This window comes from Allobosea sp. GW822-FHT05A11 (assembly GCF_058800455.1).
The window spans coordinates 106,010-120,396 of the sequence record NZ_JBXAMI010000005.1; the positions used below are offsets into that span (position 1 = coordinate 106,010).

Below are 14,387 nucleotides of genomic sequence, written 5' to 3' on the forward strand. Positions count from 1 at the left end.
GCAACGCTTCCGGGCTCAGTTGCCGAACATCGTGGCGAAGCGGGCCTTGTCGGCCTCCGTCGCCTTGACCACGGCGGCGATATCGGAGGCCATGACGTTGATCTTGGTGCCTTCCGGCAGCCAGGCGGGCGAGCCGATGCTGGGCTTGGCCGGGATGTAGCCCATGGCCAGAGCGAGCTTCTGCCCGTCGTCGGAGAGGATGAAGTCGACGAAGGCCTTGGCGGCAGCCTCGTTCTTGGTCGTCTTCACGATGGCGACGGGCTCGGTCACGGCCGGGGCGCCTTCCTTCGGGAAGACGAAGTCGATCGGCGAGCCCTGCTTCTTGGCGTTGTAGGCCATGAAATCGACCAGCACGCCATAGGACTTCTCCCCGGTGGCGACGGCCTTGAGCACGGCGCCGTTGCCGCGCACGGCGACGGCCTCGTTGGCCTTCAGACCCTCGAACAGCTTCCAGCCGAGATCGGGACGGGCCGTCATGGTCGAGAGCATGATGGCGGCGGCGCCGGAATAGAGCGGGCTCGGCATCGAGATCTGGCCCTTGTAGGCGGGCTTGTCGAGATCGGTCCAGGAGGTCGGCTTCTCCTTGGCGGCCGTGTTGTAGGCGATGCCGGTGGTGATCAGCTTCGAGCCGAAATAGGTCTTGTCGGCGTCGAACGAGCCGGGCTGGAGGCCTTCCGTCTTCGCGCCGGGATAGGCGAGGAGCTGCTTTTGCCCCTTCAGGATTTCCATGCTCGCGGCATCCGCGATCAGGAGGACGTCGGCGCCGGGCTGGCCGGCCGAGATCTCGGCGGCGAGCTTGCCCATCACCTCGGTCGTGCCGGAGCGGAAGATATCGACCTCGACATTGGGATAGGCCTTCTTGAAGGCGGCGACGGTCTGGGCCGCGTCCTTCTCGGGCTGCGAGGTGTAGAGCACGAGCTTGCCCGAGGGCGCCTGTGCGAAGGCGGGCGCGGCGGCGAGCAGGGCAGCGGCAGCCGTCATCATCAGGCCGTGCCGGGTAAAGTGGCGTCGTGTCAGGGTCATGGTTTTATCTCCTCCGTTGTCGCGATGCCGACCTTTACGCCAAATGCGCCGGCCGATCTTCGTGTCAGGTCGTCATGTCAGGTCGTCTCTCGCCGGCCATCCGCAATGCGGCGCAGCCGGCGGCATTATCCTTCACAGGAGCAGCTCGGGGTTTTCAAGGGCCTCGCGCAGATCGGCCATGAAACGGGCCGCCGCGACGCCGTCGACGATGCGATGATCCGAGGACAGCGTGAAGTTCGCCATCGGCCGGAGCACGATCTGGCCCTCGCGCCCGACCGGCTTGTCGACGGTGCGGCCGACGGCGAGGATCGCGCCTTGCGGCGGGTTGATGATCGCGGTGAACGAGTCGACGCCGTACATGCCGAGATTGGAGATGGTGAAGGTGCCGCCGCCGAGCTCGGCCGGGGTCAGCGTGCGTTTCGCCATGCCCTCGCGCAGTCTCGCGAACTCGCGGGTCATGGCGGGCATGTCCATGCCGCCGGCATCGCGCAGCACAGGTACGACGAGGTCGCCGTCGCGCTCCATGGCGATGCCGATATCGACGCGCTCGTGGAAGCGGGTCGCCTCACCCTCGACGGACGCATTGATCACCGGGTGGTCGCGCAGGATGCGGGCGGCGACGCGGGCGATCAGCACGGTGAGGCTGGGCTTGGGGGCGCCGATGCGCTCGTGACGTTTGGCGAGGCGGCCAAGCAGGTCGCGCGCGGCGCTCATCTCGATCTCGGACGTCAGATAGAAATGCGGCGCGGTGCGCATGCTCTCGGAGAGCCGGTTCGCGACGATGCGGCGGATCGCCGAGAAGGGCTGCAGGCGGCCCTCGGAAGCAATCGCCGAGGCGGCCGGCGCGGGGCGCGCCTCCTGCGCCGGAGCGCAGCGCGGCCGCTGCTCCAGATGGCGCGTGACATCCGCTTCGCCGATGCGACCGCGCGGGCCGGTGCCGGCTACGGTCTTGAGGTCGAGGCCGTTCTGGCGCGCGATGCGGCGGGCGAGCGGGGTCGCGCGCAGGCCTGACGAGGTCGGTGCAACCGTAATCACCGGAGCGGCCGGCGCCTCTGCTTTCGAAACGGATGTGGCAGCCGCCACGGTAGCCGCAGCGGCTGCCGGCTCGGACGGTGTGGTGGCGGCCTCACCGTCGAGGTAGATCCACGCAACGGGGGTTCCCACCGAGATCGGTACGCCGGTCTCGGTCTTGATGTTCCGGATCGCGCCGCTGGCGGGGGCCTCGACCTCCATCACGGCCTTGTTGGTGCCGATCTCGAAGATGGTGTCGCCCTGGCGGACAAGGTCGCCTTCCTTGACGTGCCAGGCCTCGATCGTGCCCGTCTCCATGTCCATGTCGACCTTGGGAAGGATGACCTCGATGGGCATCAGGCTTCCCCGCGGCGGACGAGATTGGTGGCGGCGGTGACGATGTCGTCCTCCTGCGGGACGGCTGCCTTCTCCAGAACCGGATTGTAGGGGATCGGCGCATCCGCGCCGCCCAACCGGATGATCGGCGCGTCCAGGAAATCGAAGACCTCGCTCTCGGCGATCATGGCCGAGATCTCGGCGCCGATGCCCATGGTCTTCACGCCCTCGTAGACGACCAGCAGGCGATGCGTCTTGCGCACGCTCTCGGCGATGGTGGTGAAGTCGATCGGCCGGATCGAGCGCAGGTCGATCACCTCCGCCGAGATGCCGTCCGCAGCGAGACGCTCGGCCGCGGCTTCCGCCTTGCGGGCCATGATCGAGGAGCCGACGATGGTGAGGTCCGTGCCCTTGCGGCGAATCGCGGCCTTGCCGATCGGCACGCGATAGGCTTCCGCCGGGACATGGCCCTTGGTCTTGTAGAGCAGCTTGTGCTCGAAGATCAGGACGGGATTGGGATCGTCGATCGCGGCGAGCAGCATGCCCTTGGCGTCATGCGGTGTGCTCGGCTGCAGGACTTTCAGGCCGGGAACATGGGCGAACCACGCTTCCAGGCTCTGGCTGTGCTGCGCCGCGGCACCCGTGCCTGAGCCACCGGGCAGGCGCACCACCATCGGCACGCTCGCCTTGCCGCCGAACATGAAGCGGATTTTTGCCGCCTGGTTGACGAGCTGCTCCATGGCGAGCGTGACGAAATCCGAGAACTGGATCTCCAGCACCGGGCGCATGCCGGTGATCGCGGCACCGACCGCCGCGCCGGCGATGCCGAGCTCGCTGATCGGGGTATCGATCACGCGGTCCTTGCCGAAGCGGTGGACGAGATCGCCGGAGACGCCGAAGGCGCCGCCATAGACGCCGACATCCTCGCCGAACAGGAAGACGCGCTCGTCGGCTTCCATCGCCTGGCCCAGCGCCTCGCGCACGGCCTCGGCATAGGAGAGCTCGCGGATCTCGCTCACGGCTTCGAGCGTGTCAGAGGGCATAGACGTCACGGGTCAGGTCTTTCGGATCGGGGTCCGGGCAGGTGCGTGCGAATTCGACGGCGACGTCGATGTCGCGCTGGGCATCCTCTTCCAGCTTCATCAGCGCGGCCGCGTCGAAGCGGTCATGCGCCTTGAGCTCGTCCTCGAGCCGCCGGATCGGGTCCTGGCTGCGCCATTCCTCGATCTCTTCCTTGGAGCGGTAGAGATTGCGGTCGCTCTTGGAATGGCCGCGCCAGCGATAGGTCTTGCACTCGATCAGCGAGGGGCCCTCGCCGGAACGGGCGCGCGCGATCGCCACTTTCGCGACAGCCGCGACGCCGGCGAGGTCGTTACCATCCAGGCAATGGCCGGGCATGCCGTAGGCGGAAGCGCGGTCGGCGACGTTGGCCACCGCCATGGCGCGACCGATATCCATCGACATGCCGTATTTGTTGTTCTCGCAGACGAAGACGACCGGCAGCTTCCAGATCGAGGCCATGTTCAACGCCTCGTGGAAGGCGCCCTCGTTCGAGGCGCCGTCGCCGAAGAAGACCATGCAGACCCGGCCGTTCTTCTGCGCCTTGATGCTCATGCCGACGCCGACGGCGATCGGCAGGCCGCCGCCGACGATGCCGTTGGCGCCGAGATTGCCGCCTTCGACATCGGCGATATGCATCGAGCCGCCGCGACCCTTGCAGTAGCCGGTCTCCTTGCCGAAGAACTCGGCGAACATCAGCTTAGGCTCGGCGCCGCGGGCGATGCAGTGGCCATGGCCGCGATGGGTCGAGAGAATGTAGTCATGGGCTTCGAGCGGCAGCGTCGTGCCAACGGCACTGGCTTCCTGCCCGATCGAGAGATGCATCGTGCCGTGGATCAGGCCGCGCATGTAGCTCGCCTCGGCAGCCTCCTCGAACTTGCGGATCAGGTGCATGCGGGTCAGCGCCTGCGCCACCGTCGCATCGTCGAGCGCGGCGAGTTCCGGCCGCTGGTTCGGCTTCTGATGGGCGCTCATGCCTGGGCTCCGGAGGTCAGCGCGGCGATCATCGCGTCCTGCGCGCGGCGGACCTCGACGATCTTCAGTCGTTCGTCGGGCGTGGCGTCGGCCAGCGTGATGAGTTCGCCCTTGCGGACGGGCCGGGTCATGGTCGCGCCCTGGGCGAGGCCGATCGGCAGCGCCTTGCGGGCCTGCGCGTCGGCGCGGGAGAGTGCGAAGCCGCGATAGCCGTATTCGCCGATGGCATCGAGCGTTTCGCCGACCGCGAGATCGCGCTTGGCGACGCAGCCGACCTCGGAGGTCGGCACCGGCAGGGGGCGCATATGGCTCTGGTTGAAGATCGTCGCGGCGGCGGCCGAGAGCGGCACTTCCAGGCTCGTCAGGTGATAGGGCCGGAAGAAGGAATAGTAGGGACCGGGGCCGAGATGCAGGTCGCTCATCCGCTCGCGGACGCGGGGATGGCGCATCTCTGCGACCGCGAAGACGCCGGGGGCGACGCCCTTGGCCACGGAGAAGTCGACGACGCCCTTCTGCGAGAGCAGGCCGCCCTCTTCCTTCGGGCAGAAATAGTTCTGCAACTCGTCCTTCGGCGCCGCCGGGCCATGCATGCCGGGGATATCCGGCACGAAGCCACAGGCATTGGCGATGGCGACCATCTCGACCATCGTCTTCGAGCCGTCGACGAACTCGACGAGCATGCGCGGGTTCATGTTCCGGCGCGTCGCTTCCTCGACATAGTCGGCCGGCACGGCGTCGATGCGGAACGGGTTATTCTTGCCCTTGCCGGCGGCGACGAGCGGATAGCCCATGGCGCGGACGAAATTGATCAGCTCCATCGCGGCGGCGGGCTCGTCGCCGGCGCCGAGCGTATAGACGACGCCCGCCTTGGCCGCCTCGACCGCGAGATAGGAGCCGATGGTGATGTCGGCCTCGACATTCATCATCACGATATGCTTGCGCGCGGCGATCGCGGTCAGCGCGACGCGGGAGCCGGCTTCTGGATTGCCGGTGGCGTCGATGATGACGTCGACGTTGGGCGAACGGCAGATCAGGTCGAGCGAGGTCGTGGCGGCGATGCGGCGCTTGCGTCTGCTGGCGTCGAGCCCGGCCTCATCGGTGACATTGTCGACCTCGCCCTTGCGCCCGGCGAGCGCGGCGGCCTCCGAAACGCGATCCGGCGCGATATCGGCGACGGCGGCGATCTCGATGCCGGTCATCTGGGAGATCTGGACGACGATATCGGTGCCCATCTGGCCGGCGCCGATCAGGCCGACGCGGACCGGCTTGCCGGCCTTGGCGCGCAATTCGAGGGCCTCGGCCAGGGACAGGCCGACGACGGGCGCGCCCAAAGGCGGCTGCGGCTGGATCGCGGCCATCGTCGATACTCTCCCTAGGACATATGTTCTTATGTAGGAACAAAAGAACATGTCTTTCGTCCTGTCAAGCGCACAGATGTTCGAACGGGTTGCCTTGGACCACGCGATGCGGTGATGCTGTCGCACGTGCTCGCGATGGCGCGGCAGGGAGCGCTCGTGGAAGACGCATTCGGAGCAGGACAGATCCAGGGCGATGTGCCGGTCGCGGAGGCGAAAGTCCGGGCGGCATGGCTCTACTATGTCGAGGGCCTGACCCAGGAGCAGATCGCCGAGGCGCTGGGCCTGAGCCGGATCAAGGTCATCCGCATGCTGGCGGCGGCGCGCTCCGAAGGGCTGGTCAAGATCAGGATCGATGCGCGCTCGGCCCGGCAGGCGGGGCTGGAGCGCGGGCTCGTCACCGCCTTCGGGCTGAAGGAGGCGGTGGTGGTGCCGGCGGCGCGCGATGCGGCGAGCGTCTCGGCGCTCGTCGGCTATGCCGCGGGCTTGTGGCTCTCCGACAAGCTGACCGACAACATGTCATTGGCCGTTGGCTGGGGGCAGACCCTGCACTTGGCGCTGCGGGGCATGCAGCCGCGTCAGGTCGAGGCGATGTCGGTCGTCTCGCTTCTGGGCGGGCTCACCCATTCGCGCAGCATCAATCCGTCGGCGGTGGCGCGCCGCGTCGCCGACATGTTCGGTGCCGACTGCTTTCAATTGACGGCGCCGGTCTTCGTCTCGAATGCCGAGATCCGCGATGCGCTCTGGCGCGAACCGACCTTGCGGGACCTGCTCGACCGGGCGCGGGCGGCCGATGTCGCGCTGGTCAGCGTCGGCGATCTCGTCCCCGATTCGACGCTGTTCCGCGAGGGGCTTCTGCCGCAATCCGATCTGGCCGGCTTGAAGAAAGCCGGCGCGGTCGGCGACCTCGTCTGCCATTTCATCGATGCCGAGGGCGAGCTGGTGGACCATCCCGTGAACCGGCGTATCATGGCGGTGAGCCCGGCCGATCTCAGGGGCATCGGCCTCGTCGCGATCGCGGCCGGCGGCGCCCACAAGGAACACGCGATCCGCGCGGCCCTGCGGGCGAGCGCGGCGAAGGTGCTGATCACGGATGAAGGCGCTGCCGAGGCCCTGCTGGCCGGCAGCGTGAAACAAGCGGCAGAGGGAGCCGAACGGGAGAGACGCCATGGCCAATAATTTCGAGCAGTTCGCGCGCAACTCCCTGCAGTTCCGGCCCTCCGACATCCGCCTGATGCTGGAGCGGGTGCACTCCCATGTGGTGAAGCCGCGTATGTCGGCTGAGGAATTGCTGGAGGTGGTCCAGGGCCTCGGTTTCACGACCGTCGAGGCCTTCGGCGACCAGATCGGGCTGGAGCGGCGGACTTCCGAAAGCTGGGCGCGCTACGGGCTGTCGCGCGATGCGGCGCAGTTGCTGCTGGCGCTGTTGAACTATCGCCAGCGCCTGCTCGACGCGATGGACGATTTCGAGAAGACGACCCAGATCCCGCTGGACGGGTTTTTCGAGAACCAGCAGCTGCCGTAAGCCGCGTCAGCGGCAGAAATCGGCGCAGCCAGCTTCCCAAAATGCTTTGCCGGATTCAAGCGCCGGCACGGAGGGGCGCGGCTTGCGGCCGGGCAGGTCGGCGGGAACCGGCTTCACCTGCTCCCACCAGCCATGGGCGCATTGCGAGCGGAAGGCCATCTGGTCGGAGATCGAGGTGCCCTCCTGCTCCAGGACCTTGTCGAGCGCCGCGCAGGTCTCGCGCAGGCGGGTGTCGTGGGCATCGCTCGGATCGTTGGCGTAGTCGTGGAAGGCTTCGGTGAAAGCCGCCATCTCGCGGGCGATATGCGGCCAGTCGGAGCGCCCGAGATTCCAGGCGTCCATCCATTCGCGCACGACCGTCTCGACCGCCTCGGCCTTCGGCCTGTCTTTGACCTTGCGGGCCGTGGTCAGCATGTGGCGCATCAGTTCGGCGCGGGCATGGGCATGGCGCGCGCGCAGGGCCGCCTCCTGCATCTGCGCGATGGCTTCCGCCGCTTCCTGCTGCAGCGCTTCGACGAAATGCGGCATGTCCGGGTCTTTCAAGGCAGCGTAGCGAGGCGTTCGATCATCCGCTCGAACAGGTCATGGGCCTTCACGGCCGAGACGACATGGGTGTTGGGCTCGCGCCTGAGTCGGCCGTTCCAGTCGATCGTGGTGCGACCGCGCAAGGGGCCGTCGCCGGTCTCGACCGTGACGAAGCAGTCGCGCCCGTCGAACAGGTCCGGCCAGAGCAGGAAGGCGATCACGGAGGGGTCGTGCATCGGGTGGCCGTTCGAGCCGAGCCCGCCGGGGCGCGGGCGGGTCAGCATGCCGTGAACGGCCTTGCCTGTGGCGTTGCCGAGCGCGCCGATGCGGGCGACCTGCTCATGGCTGGCGATGGCCTGAAGCGTGACGCCGAGGCCGAACATCACGATCGGCTGGCCGCAGCCGAACACGACCGCCGCAGCATGCGGGTCGACATAGGTGTTGAACTCGGCGGCCGGTGTGATGTTGCCGAGCCCGATGGCGCCGCCCATCAGCACGATGCGCCTGACCTTCGGCAGGATGTCGGGCGCCAGCCGGAAGGCGAGCGCGAGATTGGTCAGCGGTCCGAGCGGGCAGAGCGTGATGCCAGCGTCAGGAGCGGCGCGGCAGATGTCGATGATCGCCTGTATGGCATGGCCGGGCGCGGCGTCGCTCTTCGGCTGGGGCAGATCGGCACCGGCGAGCCCATCGGGGCCGCAGACGAATTCCGCGGTTTCGAGTGCGAAGACCAGCGGGCCCTCGGCGCCACGATACACGGGGACATCGCCCCGGCCGGCGAGATCGCAGATGCGCAGGGCATTCGCGGTGGTTTGCGCGACCGGGACATTGCCGGCGACGGTGGTGATTGCCTTGAGATCGACCCGCTCGCTGCTGGCGAAGGCGAGCAAGAGGGCGACGGCGTCGTCCTGGCCGGGATCGGTGTCGATAATGATGGCTTCGCGCATCTCAGGCCGCCTTGGCGTTACCGGCCATGATCATGTGGGCGATGTCGTCGGCAGTGAGATCGCCGAGCGGCCGGTCGACATATTTGCGGCCGGCGCCCATGATGACGACGCGGTCGGCCAGCGCGACCACGTCGCGCATGTTGTGGCTGATCAGGATGACGGTGCGCCCGTCGGCCTTGAGCTTGCGGATGAGGTCTAGGACGAGCGCACTTTCCTTGACGCCGAGCGCGGCGGTCGGCTCGTCCATGATGATGATCTCGGCGTTCCAGCGCAGCGCGCGCGAGATCGCGACCGCCTGGCGCTGGCCGCCGGAGAGGCGCTCGACGGGCCGGGTCATATCGGTGACGGCGGCGGAGAGCTGCGCGAGATAGCGCTGCGATTCCACGATCATCCTCTTCTTGTCGAGGATGCGCAGGAAGGGCAGCAGGACCGGTTTGGTCAATTCCGAGCCCATGAAGACGTTCTGGGCGATGGAGAGACGCGGCGCTAGCGCGAGGTCCTGGTAGATCGTCGCGACGCCGTTCTCCAGCGCGTCATGCGGCGAGGCGAAGCTGATCGGTTTGCCGCGCAGGCTGATCGTGCCGCTCGTCGCCTCCTCGGCGCCGGAGATTACCTTGATCAGGCTCGATTTGCCGGCGCCGTTATCGCCGCAGAGCGCCACGACCTCGCCCGGGAAGATGTCGAGATCGACATCGCGGACGGCGACGACCGGGCCATAGGCCTTGCCGATGCCGCGCAGCGAGAGGAGGGGGGTGGGATTGTTCATGGCGATCCAGAGAATTGCGAAGCGATTTGCCGTCATTCTCGGGCGGAGCGTAGCGGAGACCCGGGAATCTCACGACCAGAAGACGCTGGTTTCCGAGATGCTCGGGTCAAGCCCGAGCATGACGGCCTGCATCGTCACTTCTTCAGGAATTGCTGGACGTTGTTCTTGTCGACCAGCACGGCTTCCGTGAAGAGATAGGGGCCCGACGTGATGCTCTCCTTCGGCTTCTTGTCGACGACGATCGCCTGGATCGCATCGACCGCCTGCTTGCCCATCTCGTCGAAGGGCACGGCGACGGTCGCCATGAAGGTCGAATTCGGATCGGCGATGCGCTCGTAGCTTTCCTTGCCGCCATCGACCGAGACCAGCGGGATCTGGCCCTTCTTCACCCCTTGAGCCTGCAGCAGGTCGTCGATGATGTAGGCCTGGCCGTCGAAGGAGGCCCAGATGCCGTTGATCTTGCCCTGGTTCTGCAGCAGCAGCGCCTGCATGCCGGCGCGGACGTCGTCGCGCCAGCTCTGGGTGCGGGCCATCGAGAACTTGCCGAGCTCCTTCACCGCCTGGTTCTCGGCGAGCACGGCGTCGAGCAGACGCCCGCGGATGCGCGAGGCGACGTTGAGGTCAAAGCGGGCCGAGACGATGTTGCCCTGGTAGCCGAGCTGGCCGAGCAGGTAGAGCGCGGCATCGGCACCGACCTTGTACTCGTTGGTCTGGATGTCGAAGAGCGCATGCGGGCTTGAGCCCGACTGCACGGTGATGACCGGGATCTTGGCATCCTTCGCCGCCTTGAACTGGGCATCGGCCTCGACCGGCTTGCCCATGGCGATGATGATGGCGTCGACCTTCTTGGCGATCAGCGCGTCGAACTGCTCGGCATGCTTCGGCAGCGCGCCTTCCGAGTTCAGCAGCGTGACGTTCCAGCCTTTGGCCTTGGCGGCGGCGGCGGCCGCATTGGCGACGCGGGCATGTGTTTCCGAGGTAAACTGGAAGCCGATGATGCCGAGCTCGAAGGCGCTCGCGGACTGGCCAAGCGCGACGAGCGCGGCGGCGGCGACCAGCAATTTCCTGAAACCGAACATGAAACCCACTCCCCTCGTTCTGCTTGTCGTTGTCGAGATCAGACCTTGAACGCCGCCTTCTTCATCGCGCTGGCCGAGAAGGCGACCGAGCCGATGATGATCGCGCCGAGCACGATGTCCTGGATGTAATAGGGCGCGCCCATCAGCACCAAGCCGTTGCCGAGTACCTTGAGCACCAGCGCCGCAAAGACCGTGCCGGGGATGTTCGGCTTGCCGGGCTCGAACATGGTCATGCCGAGCAGCACGGCGGCGATGGCATAAAGCAGGTAGTCGCCCGCCATGTTCGGCGCTGCCGAGGACAGGTTGGCGGCGAGCAGCATGGCCATGAGCCCCGCGAAAACGCCGGAGAGCAAGAGGCCGATACGCTTCATCCGGGCGGTGGCGATGCCGGCGAGCCGCGCAGCCTCGTCGGCCTCGCCGGTCGCGACCATATGGGCGCCGGTCCGCGTCCATTTGACGAGCCCATAGGCGAAGAGCGTCGCACCGGCCATCCAGAGCACGAGATTGGGGATGCCGAAGGAGGAACCGCGAGCGAGACCGGTGAAGCCGATCGGCCAGCGCCCAACGAAGGCGACGCCCTGCGTGATCATGAAGGCGAAGCCCTTGGCGATCGCCGCGGTGCCCAGCGTCATGATCAGCGAGGGGATGCGCAGGACGGTGACGCCGTAGCCGTTGAGCGAGCCCAGCACGATGCCGACGCCAATCGCGGCGCTCACTGCGACGGCCGGAGGATATTGGGCATGGACCAGCCAGCCGCAGACGACAGCCGCGAGGCTCGCCATTTCCGCGACGGAGAGGTCGAGCTCGGCGACGGTGAAGGCGAGCGCGAATCCGAGCGCGAGGATGGCGAGGAAGCTCGTATCCTTCAGCACGTTGACGATGTTCATCGTGCTGGCGAAGTTCGGCGCGAAGATCAGGAAGAACAGGATCAGCGCGAGGCCGGCGAGCGCCGTGCCGTAGCGTCCGATCAGTTCGCGCGGGTCGATGCGGCCCAAGCTCAGCTTCCCTTCTTCGCGATCATGCGTGCCGGCGCCCTGCTTCGAATCGCCGGCATGAAGCGTCCTTTACGTGGCGCTTGTCGCGTTGGCGAGGCCGGGCAGCGCGGCCGTGTCCTGCGCCAGCGCGACGAGATCGGCCGAGATCGGGGCCAGCGCCGCCTCGCTCTGCCGATAGAGCGCATAGAGCGCGTTATAGGCCGGGCGGCGGGCCGGGTCGGGCGCATAGCAGCGGGCGATGGTCACGAGGGCATCCTGCGCGGCCTCCAGCGAGGCGAAGCGGCCGAGGCCGGTCCAGGCGATGATCGCCGCACCGAGCAGGCCGGGCTCTCGCGCCGTGCCGACCGCAATCGGGCGGCCGCAGATATCGGCCTTGACCTGCGCCCAGACCGGATTGGCGGCCGCGCCGCCGCCGAAGCGGATTTCCTCGACGCGGGTGCCGAGTGCCCCTTCCGCCCCTTCCGCCCGTTCCAGCACGAGCCGGTTCAGGCAGGCGACGCCTTCGAGCACGGCATAGGCGAGGTCGGTCGGGCCGTGTCGGCGGCCAAGCCCGATGAAAGCGCCGCGCAGGTTCGGGTCCCAATAAGGCACGCGCTCGCCCTGCAGATAGGGCAGGAAGAGCACCGGCTGCGGATGGCGCGGGCCGGCGAGAAGGCGCTCGATCGTCTCGCCGACAGGGCCTTGCCCACCGAGCAGGCCGGCGAGCCAGGCGGCTGTGTCGGCGCCGTTCTGGCTGGGGCCGCCGAGATGCCAGAGGCCACGCCAGTCGACGGAGATGAGCCCCTCGGCCTCCGCCTGATCGGGACCGAGCACGCCGAGCACTTCGGTGGTGCCGGAGATGTTGTAGGCATAGCCCGGCCGCAGCGCACCGAGCCCCGCGACGGCCGCCCAGGTATCGTTGCAGCCGCAGAAGACGGGGATGCCGGCGAGCCTGTCGAAGGGGGCGGGCAGGCCGGTGTTGACGGAGCCGACGATATCGATGGGTTCGAGGATCGCCGGAATGACGTTTGGCGAGAGACCCACTGCTTCAAATGCCGAGTGGCCATCGACGCTTTCAGTGCAAGCGATCAACCGCGCCAGCGAAACCGGGTCGCTCGCCTTCTGGCCGGTCAGTCGGAAATTCAGGTAGTCCTTGGGTTCCAGCACGCCGGCGAGCGCGCGGGCGTGCTCAGGCTCGTTCTCGACCAGCCAGGCGAGGCGCGCGAGCGGGTGAAAGGCGTTGATCCGTCCGGCTTCAGGATGATCGGGCAGCCTCTCGCGCAGGCGAGCGGCGATGTGGTCGGTGCGCGCGTCCTTCCAGGTCATGGCTGGGCGCAATTCCTGCCCTTGATGCCCGAGGAAGACCTGCGTCCGGGTCACGCCACAAATCGCGATGCCCTGGACACTTGCGAACAGATCTGGTGCTTGTTCGGCGAGCCTGGCGGCAGCCTCGAGCAGCTGTGTCCACCAGGCCGTAGCCCAGACTTCCGAGTGGTCGAGGCGGTCGTTCAAAGCGGGGCCGGGAACGGCATGCTCCGCTCTCGTCACACCATGCTCATCGATCAGCGCGGCGCGGAAGCTGCTGCCGCCGAGATCGCAGGCGAGGACGACGTTCATCGGGGGCATCTGGACAGCAACATAGGCGTCATTCCGGACAAGCCGCGAAGCGGCGCCGATCCGGAATCCATCATGGGGCTCCGCGCTCTACGATGGATTCCGGGTCAAGCCCGGAATGACGGCGTTTCATCACCGGCAAGACACTCCAAATCATCGGGAAGTCAAGAAACCGATGGGGTCAGGCACTGCGCCTGGCGGTCTTCAGGATGTCGTCGACCAGTCGCTGCGAGGCCAGCGCTTCCTCGCCGGTGACGATGGGGTCGCGGCCCTGAGCGATCGCATCGAGGAAATCGGCGATGACGGCGCGGTGGGCGTCATGGGGGAAATCCATGATGTTGGCGCCGCTGCCGGTCGAGCCCTCGGCCTCGACGATCTCCTCACGCCCGTCGAGAAAAGCGAGGCGCAGGCGCCCGCCGATGAGGGCGGCAAAACCCTTGGTGCCGGTGATCTCGATGCGCTCGGGATAGCCCGGATAGGCGGCCGTGGTCGTCACCAGCGTGGCGGGGGCGCCGTTGGCGGTTTCCAGCAGCGCGGAGACGTAATCCTCGGTCTCCATGCGGTGGAGGGCGGTCGTGCGGGCCTGCGCCGCGACCACTTTCGATACGCCGACAAGCGAGCGGAACAGGTCGAGCGAGTGGATCGCCTGGGTCAGCAGTACGCCGCCGCCGTCACGGCCGAGCGTGCCGCGGCCGGGCTCGTCATAGTAGCTCTGTGGGCGCCACCAGGGCACGGAAAGGAAGGCGGCTTCGATGGTGCCGAGCTCGCCCGATTGCAGGGCGGCCTTCAGGCGCAGGCTGGCCGGGCGGAAGCGGTGCTGGAGGGTCACGCCGAAGGTCCTGCCCGTCCGGCGGGCGGTGTCGACGAGGCGCTGGCCGCGTTCGCTTGTGAGTTCCAGCGGCTTCTCAACGAGAACATGTTTGCCGGCTTCAAGGCAGAGCGCGGAAACGTCGAGATGGCTCGATGGCGGCGTCAGCACGATGCAGGCATCGACCGTGGGATCGGCCAGCACGGCGTCGAGATCGGTCGTGGTCGGGAACGGGAATTGCCCGGCATAGGCCTTGGCCCGATCCGGCGTGCGGCTCACGGCCCAGCGCGTCTCGGCGCGATCTGCGAGGTCGAGCAGGCTTTTCGAATGCGGCTGGGAGGCGGGGCCGAGCCCGATCACGGCGATGCCGAGCTTGCGTGTCATGTCAGGTGC

Annotated in this window: 14 protein-coding genes; 2 read left to right on the forward strand and 12 right to left on the reverse strand. The window is 67.4% G+C overall.

Translation table 11 applies throughout. The annotated features are described in order from the left end of the window. Positions 1–15 precede the first annotated feature (15 nt). From AC1RLU_RS17525 to AC1RLU_RS17545, 5 genes are all read right to left on the reverse strand, one after another. A complete protein-coding gene (locus AC1RLU_RS17525; RefSeq protein ID WP_492797101.1) occupies positions 16–1,023 on the reverse strand; it encodes an ABC transporter substrate-binding protein in 1,008 nt (335 codons plus the stop codon). Between the two features lie 132 nt (positions 1,024–1,155). After that, positions 1,156–2,391, reverse strand: a complete 1,236-nt coding sequence (locus tag AC1RLU_RS17530; RefSeq protein ID WP_492797102.1) for a dihydrolipoamide acetyltransferase family protein — start codon at positions 2,389–2,391, stop codon at positions 1,156–1,158. Beyond that, on the reverse strand, positions 2,391–3,413 hold the full coding sequence (locus AC1RLU_RS17535) for an alpha-ketoacid dehydrogenase subunit beta (RefSeq protein ID WP_492797103.1): 1,023 nt from the start codon (positions 3,411–3,413) through the stop codon (positions 2,391–2,393). Before AC1RLU_RS17535 ends, AC1RLU_RS17530 begins: the two co-directional genes overlap by 1 nt. After that, positions 3,403–4,404, reverse strand: a complete 1,002-nt coding sequence (locus AC1RLU_RS17540; RefSeq protein ID WP_492797104.1) for a thiamine pyrophosphate-dependent dehydrogenase E1 component subunit alpha — start codon at positions 4,402–4,404, stop codon at positions 3,403–3,405. The genes AC1RLU_RS17535 and AC1RLU_RS17540 overlap by 11 nt, the downstream gene beginning before the upstream one ends. Continuing rightward, a complete protein-coding gene (locus AC1RLU_RS17545; RefSeq protein ID WP_492797105.1) occupies positions 4,401–5,762 on the reverse strand; it encodes an NAD(P)H-dependent oxidoreductase in 1,362 nt (453 codons plus the stop codon). The genes AC1RLU_RS17540 and AC1RLU_RS17545 overlap by 4 nt, the downstream gene beginning before the upstream one ends. Positions 5,763–5,876: 114 nt before the next feature. On the opposite strand from AC1RLU_RS17545, the gene AC1RLU_RS17550 reads away from it, so the two are divergent. Together AC1RLU_RS17550 and AC1RLU_RS17555 are read left to right on the forward strand one after the other, a co-directional pair. Next, positions 5,877–6,938 carry a sugar-binding transcriptional regulator gene (locus tag AC1RLU_RS17550; RefSeq protein ID WP_492797107.1) on the forward strand — a complete coding sequence of 354 codons (1,062 nt, stop codon included), beginning with the start codon at positions 5,877–5,879 and terminating at the stop codon, positions 6,936–6,938. Continuing rightward, entirely contained in the window at positions 6,928–7,284 is a 357-nt protein-coding gene (locus tag AC1RLU_RS17555) for a hypothetical protein (protein WP_061965765.1), read from the forward strand. Before AC1RLU_RS17550 ends, AC1RLU_RS17555 begins: the two co-directional genes overlap by 11 nt. 6 nt (positions 7,285–7,290) lie before the next feature. Here the strand turns inward: AC1RLU_RS17555 and AC1RLU_RS17560 are convergent, their stop codons facing one another. The 7 genes from AC1RLU_RS17560 to AC1RLU_RS17590 all read right to left on the reverse strand — a co-directional run bounded on the left by AC1RLU_RS17560 (position 7,291) and on the right by AC1RLU_RS17590 (position 14,378). Next, on the reverse strand, positions 7,291–7,812 hold the full coding sequence (locus AC1RLU_RS17560; protein WP_492797109.1) for a hypothetical protein: 522 nt from the start codon (positions 7,810–7,812) through the stop codon (positions 7,291–7,293). Positions 7,813–7,823: 11 nt separating this feature from the next. Continuing rightward, positions 7,824–8,753: a nucleoside hydrolase gene (locus tag AC1RLU_RS17565; RefSeq protein ID WP_492797111.1), complete on the reverse strand. Its 930-nt coding sequence runs from the start codon at positions 8,751–8,753 to the stop codon at positions 7,824–7,826. 1 nt (position 8,754) lies between these two features. Further along, positions 8,755–9,519 (reverse strand): ATP-binding cassette domain-containing protein, encoded by a 765-nt coding sequence (locus AC1RLU_RS17570; RefSeq protein WP_492797113.1) that lies wholly within the window; start codon positions 9,517–9,519, stop codon positions 8,755–8,757. A gap of 134 nt (positions 9,520–9,653) precedes the next feature. Then, positions 9,654–10,598 carry a sugar ABC transporter substrate-binding protein gene (locus AC1RLU_RS17575; RefSeq protein WP_454035574.1) on the reverse strand — a complete coding sequence of 315 codons (945 nt, stop codon included), beginning with the start codon at positions 10,596–10,598 and terminating at the stop codon, positions 9,654–9,656. Positions 10,599–10,636: 38 nt separating this feature from the next. After that, positions 10,637–11,593, reverse strand: coding sequence for an ABC transporter permease (locus tag AC1RLU_RS17580; RefSeq protein ID WP_492797115.1), 957 nt, complete (start codon positions 11,591–11,593; stop codon positions 10,637–10,639). Positions 11,594–11,662: 69 nt separating this feature from the next. Continuing rightward, positions 11,663–13,189 (reverse strand): xylulokinase, encoded by a 1,527-nt coding sequence (locus AC1RLU_RS17585; RefSeq protein ID WP_492797117.1) that lies wholly within the window; start codon positions 13,187–13,189, stop codon positions 11,663–11,665. Positions 13,190–13,367: 178 nt separating this feature from the next. Next, on the reverse strand, positions 13,368–14,378 hold the full coding sequence (locus AC1RLU_RS17590; protein ID WP_492797119.1) for a Gfo/Idh/MocA family protein: 1,011 nt from the start codon (positions 14,376–14,378) through the stop codon (positions 13,368–13,370). Positions 14,379–14,387: the final 9 nt, after the last annotated feature.

What these genes read in the sequence shown, in the direction of transcription:
- AC1RLU_RS17525 (WP_492797101.1), bottom strand. Translation starts at nt 1,023, where the DNA reads ATGACCCTGACACGACGCCACTTTACCCGGCACGGCCTGATGATGACG.
- AC1RLU_RS17530 (WP_492797102.1), bottom strand. Translation starts at nt 2,391, where the DNA reads ATGCCCATCGAGGTCATCCTTCCCAAGGTCGACATGGACATGGAGACG.
- AC1RLU_RS17535 (WP_492797103.1), bottom strand. Translation starts at nt 3,413, where the DNA reads ATGCCCTCTGACACGCTCGAAGCCGTGAGCGAGATCCGCGAGCTCTCC.
- AC1RLU_RS17540 (WP_492797104.1), bottom strand. Translation starts at nt 4,404, where the DNA reads ATGAGCGCCCATCAGAAGCCGAACCAGCGGCCGGAACTCGCCGCGCTC.
- AC1RLU_RS17545 (WP_492797105.1), bottom strand. Translation starts at nt 5,762, where the DNA reads ATGGCCGCGATCCAGCCGCAGCCGCCTTTGGGCGCGCCCGTCGTCGGC.
- AC1RLU_RS17550 (WP_492797107.1), top strand. Translation starts at nt 5,877, where the DNA reads ATGCTGTCGCACGTGCTCGCGATGGCGCGGCAGGGAGCGCTCGTGGAA.
- AC1RLU_RS17555 (WP_061965765.1), top strand. Translation starts at nt 6,928, where the DNA reads ATGGCCAATAATTTCGAGCAGTTCGCGCGCAACTCCCTGCAGTTCCGG.
- AC1RLU_RS17560 (WP_492797109.1), bottom strand. Translation starts at nt 7,812, where the DNA reads ATGCCGCATTTCGTCGAAGCGCTGCAGCAGGAAGCGGCGGAAGCCATC.
- AC1RLU_RS17565 (WP_492797111.1), bottom strand. Translation starts at nt 8,753, where the DNA reads ATGCGCGAAGCCATCATTATCGACACCGATCCCGGCCAGGACGACGCC.
- AC1RLU_RS17570 (WP_492797113.1), bottom strand. Translation starts at nt 9,519, where the DNA reads ATGAACAATCCCACCCCCCTCCTCTCGCTGCGCGGCATCGGCAAGGCC.
- AC1RLU_RS17575 (WP_454035574.1), bottom strand. Translation starts at nt 10,598, where the DNA reads ATGTTCGGTTTCAGGAAATTGCTGGTCGCCGCCGCCGCGCTCGTCGCG.
- AC1RLU_RS17585 (WP_492797117.1), bottom strand. Translation starts at nt 13,189, where the DNA reads ATGAACGTCGTCCTCGCCTGCGATCTCGGCGGCAGCAGCTTCCGCGCC.
- AC1RLU_RS17590 (WP_492797119.1), bottom strand. Translation starts at nt 14,378, where the DNA reads ATGACACGCAAGCTCGGCATCGCCGTGATCGGGCTCGGCCCCGCCTCC.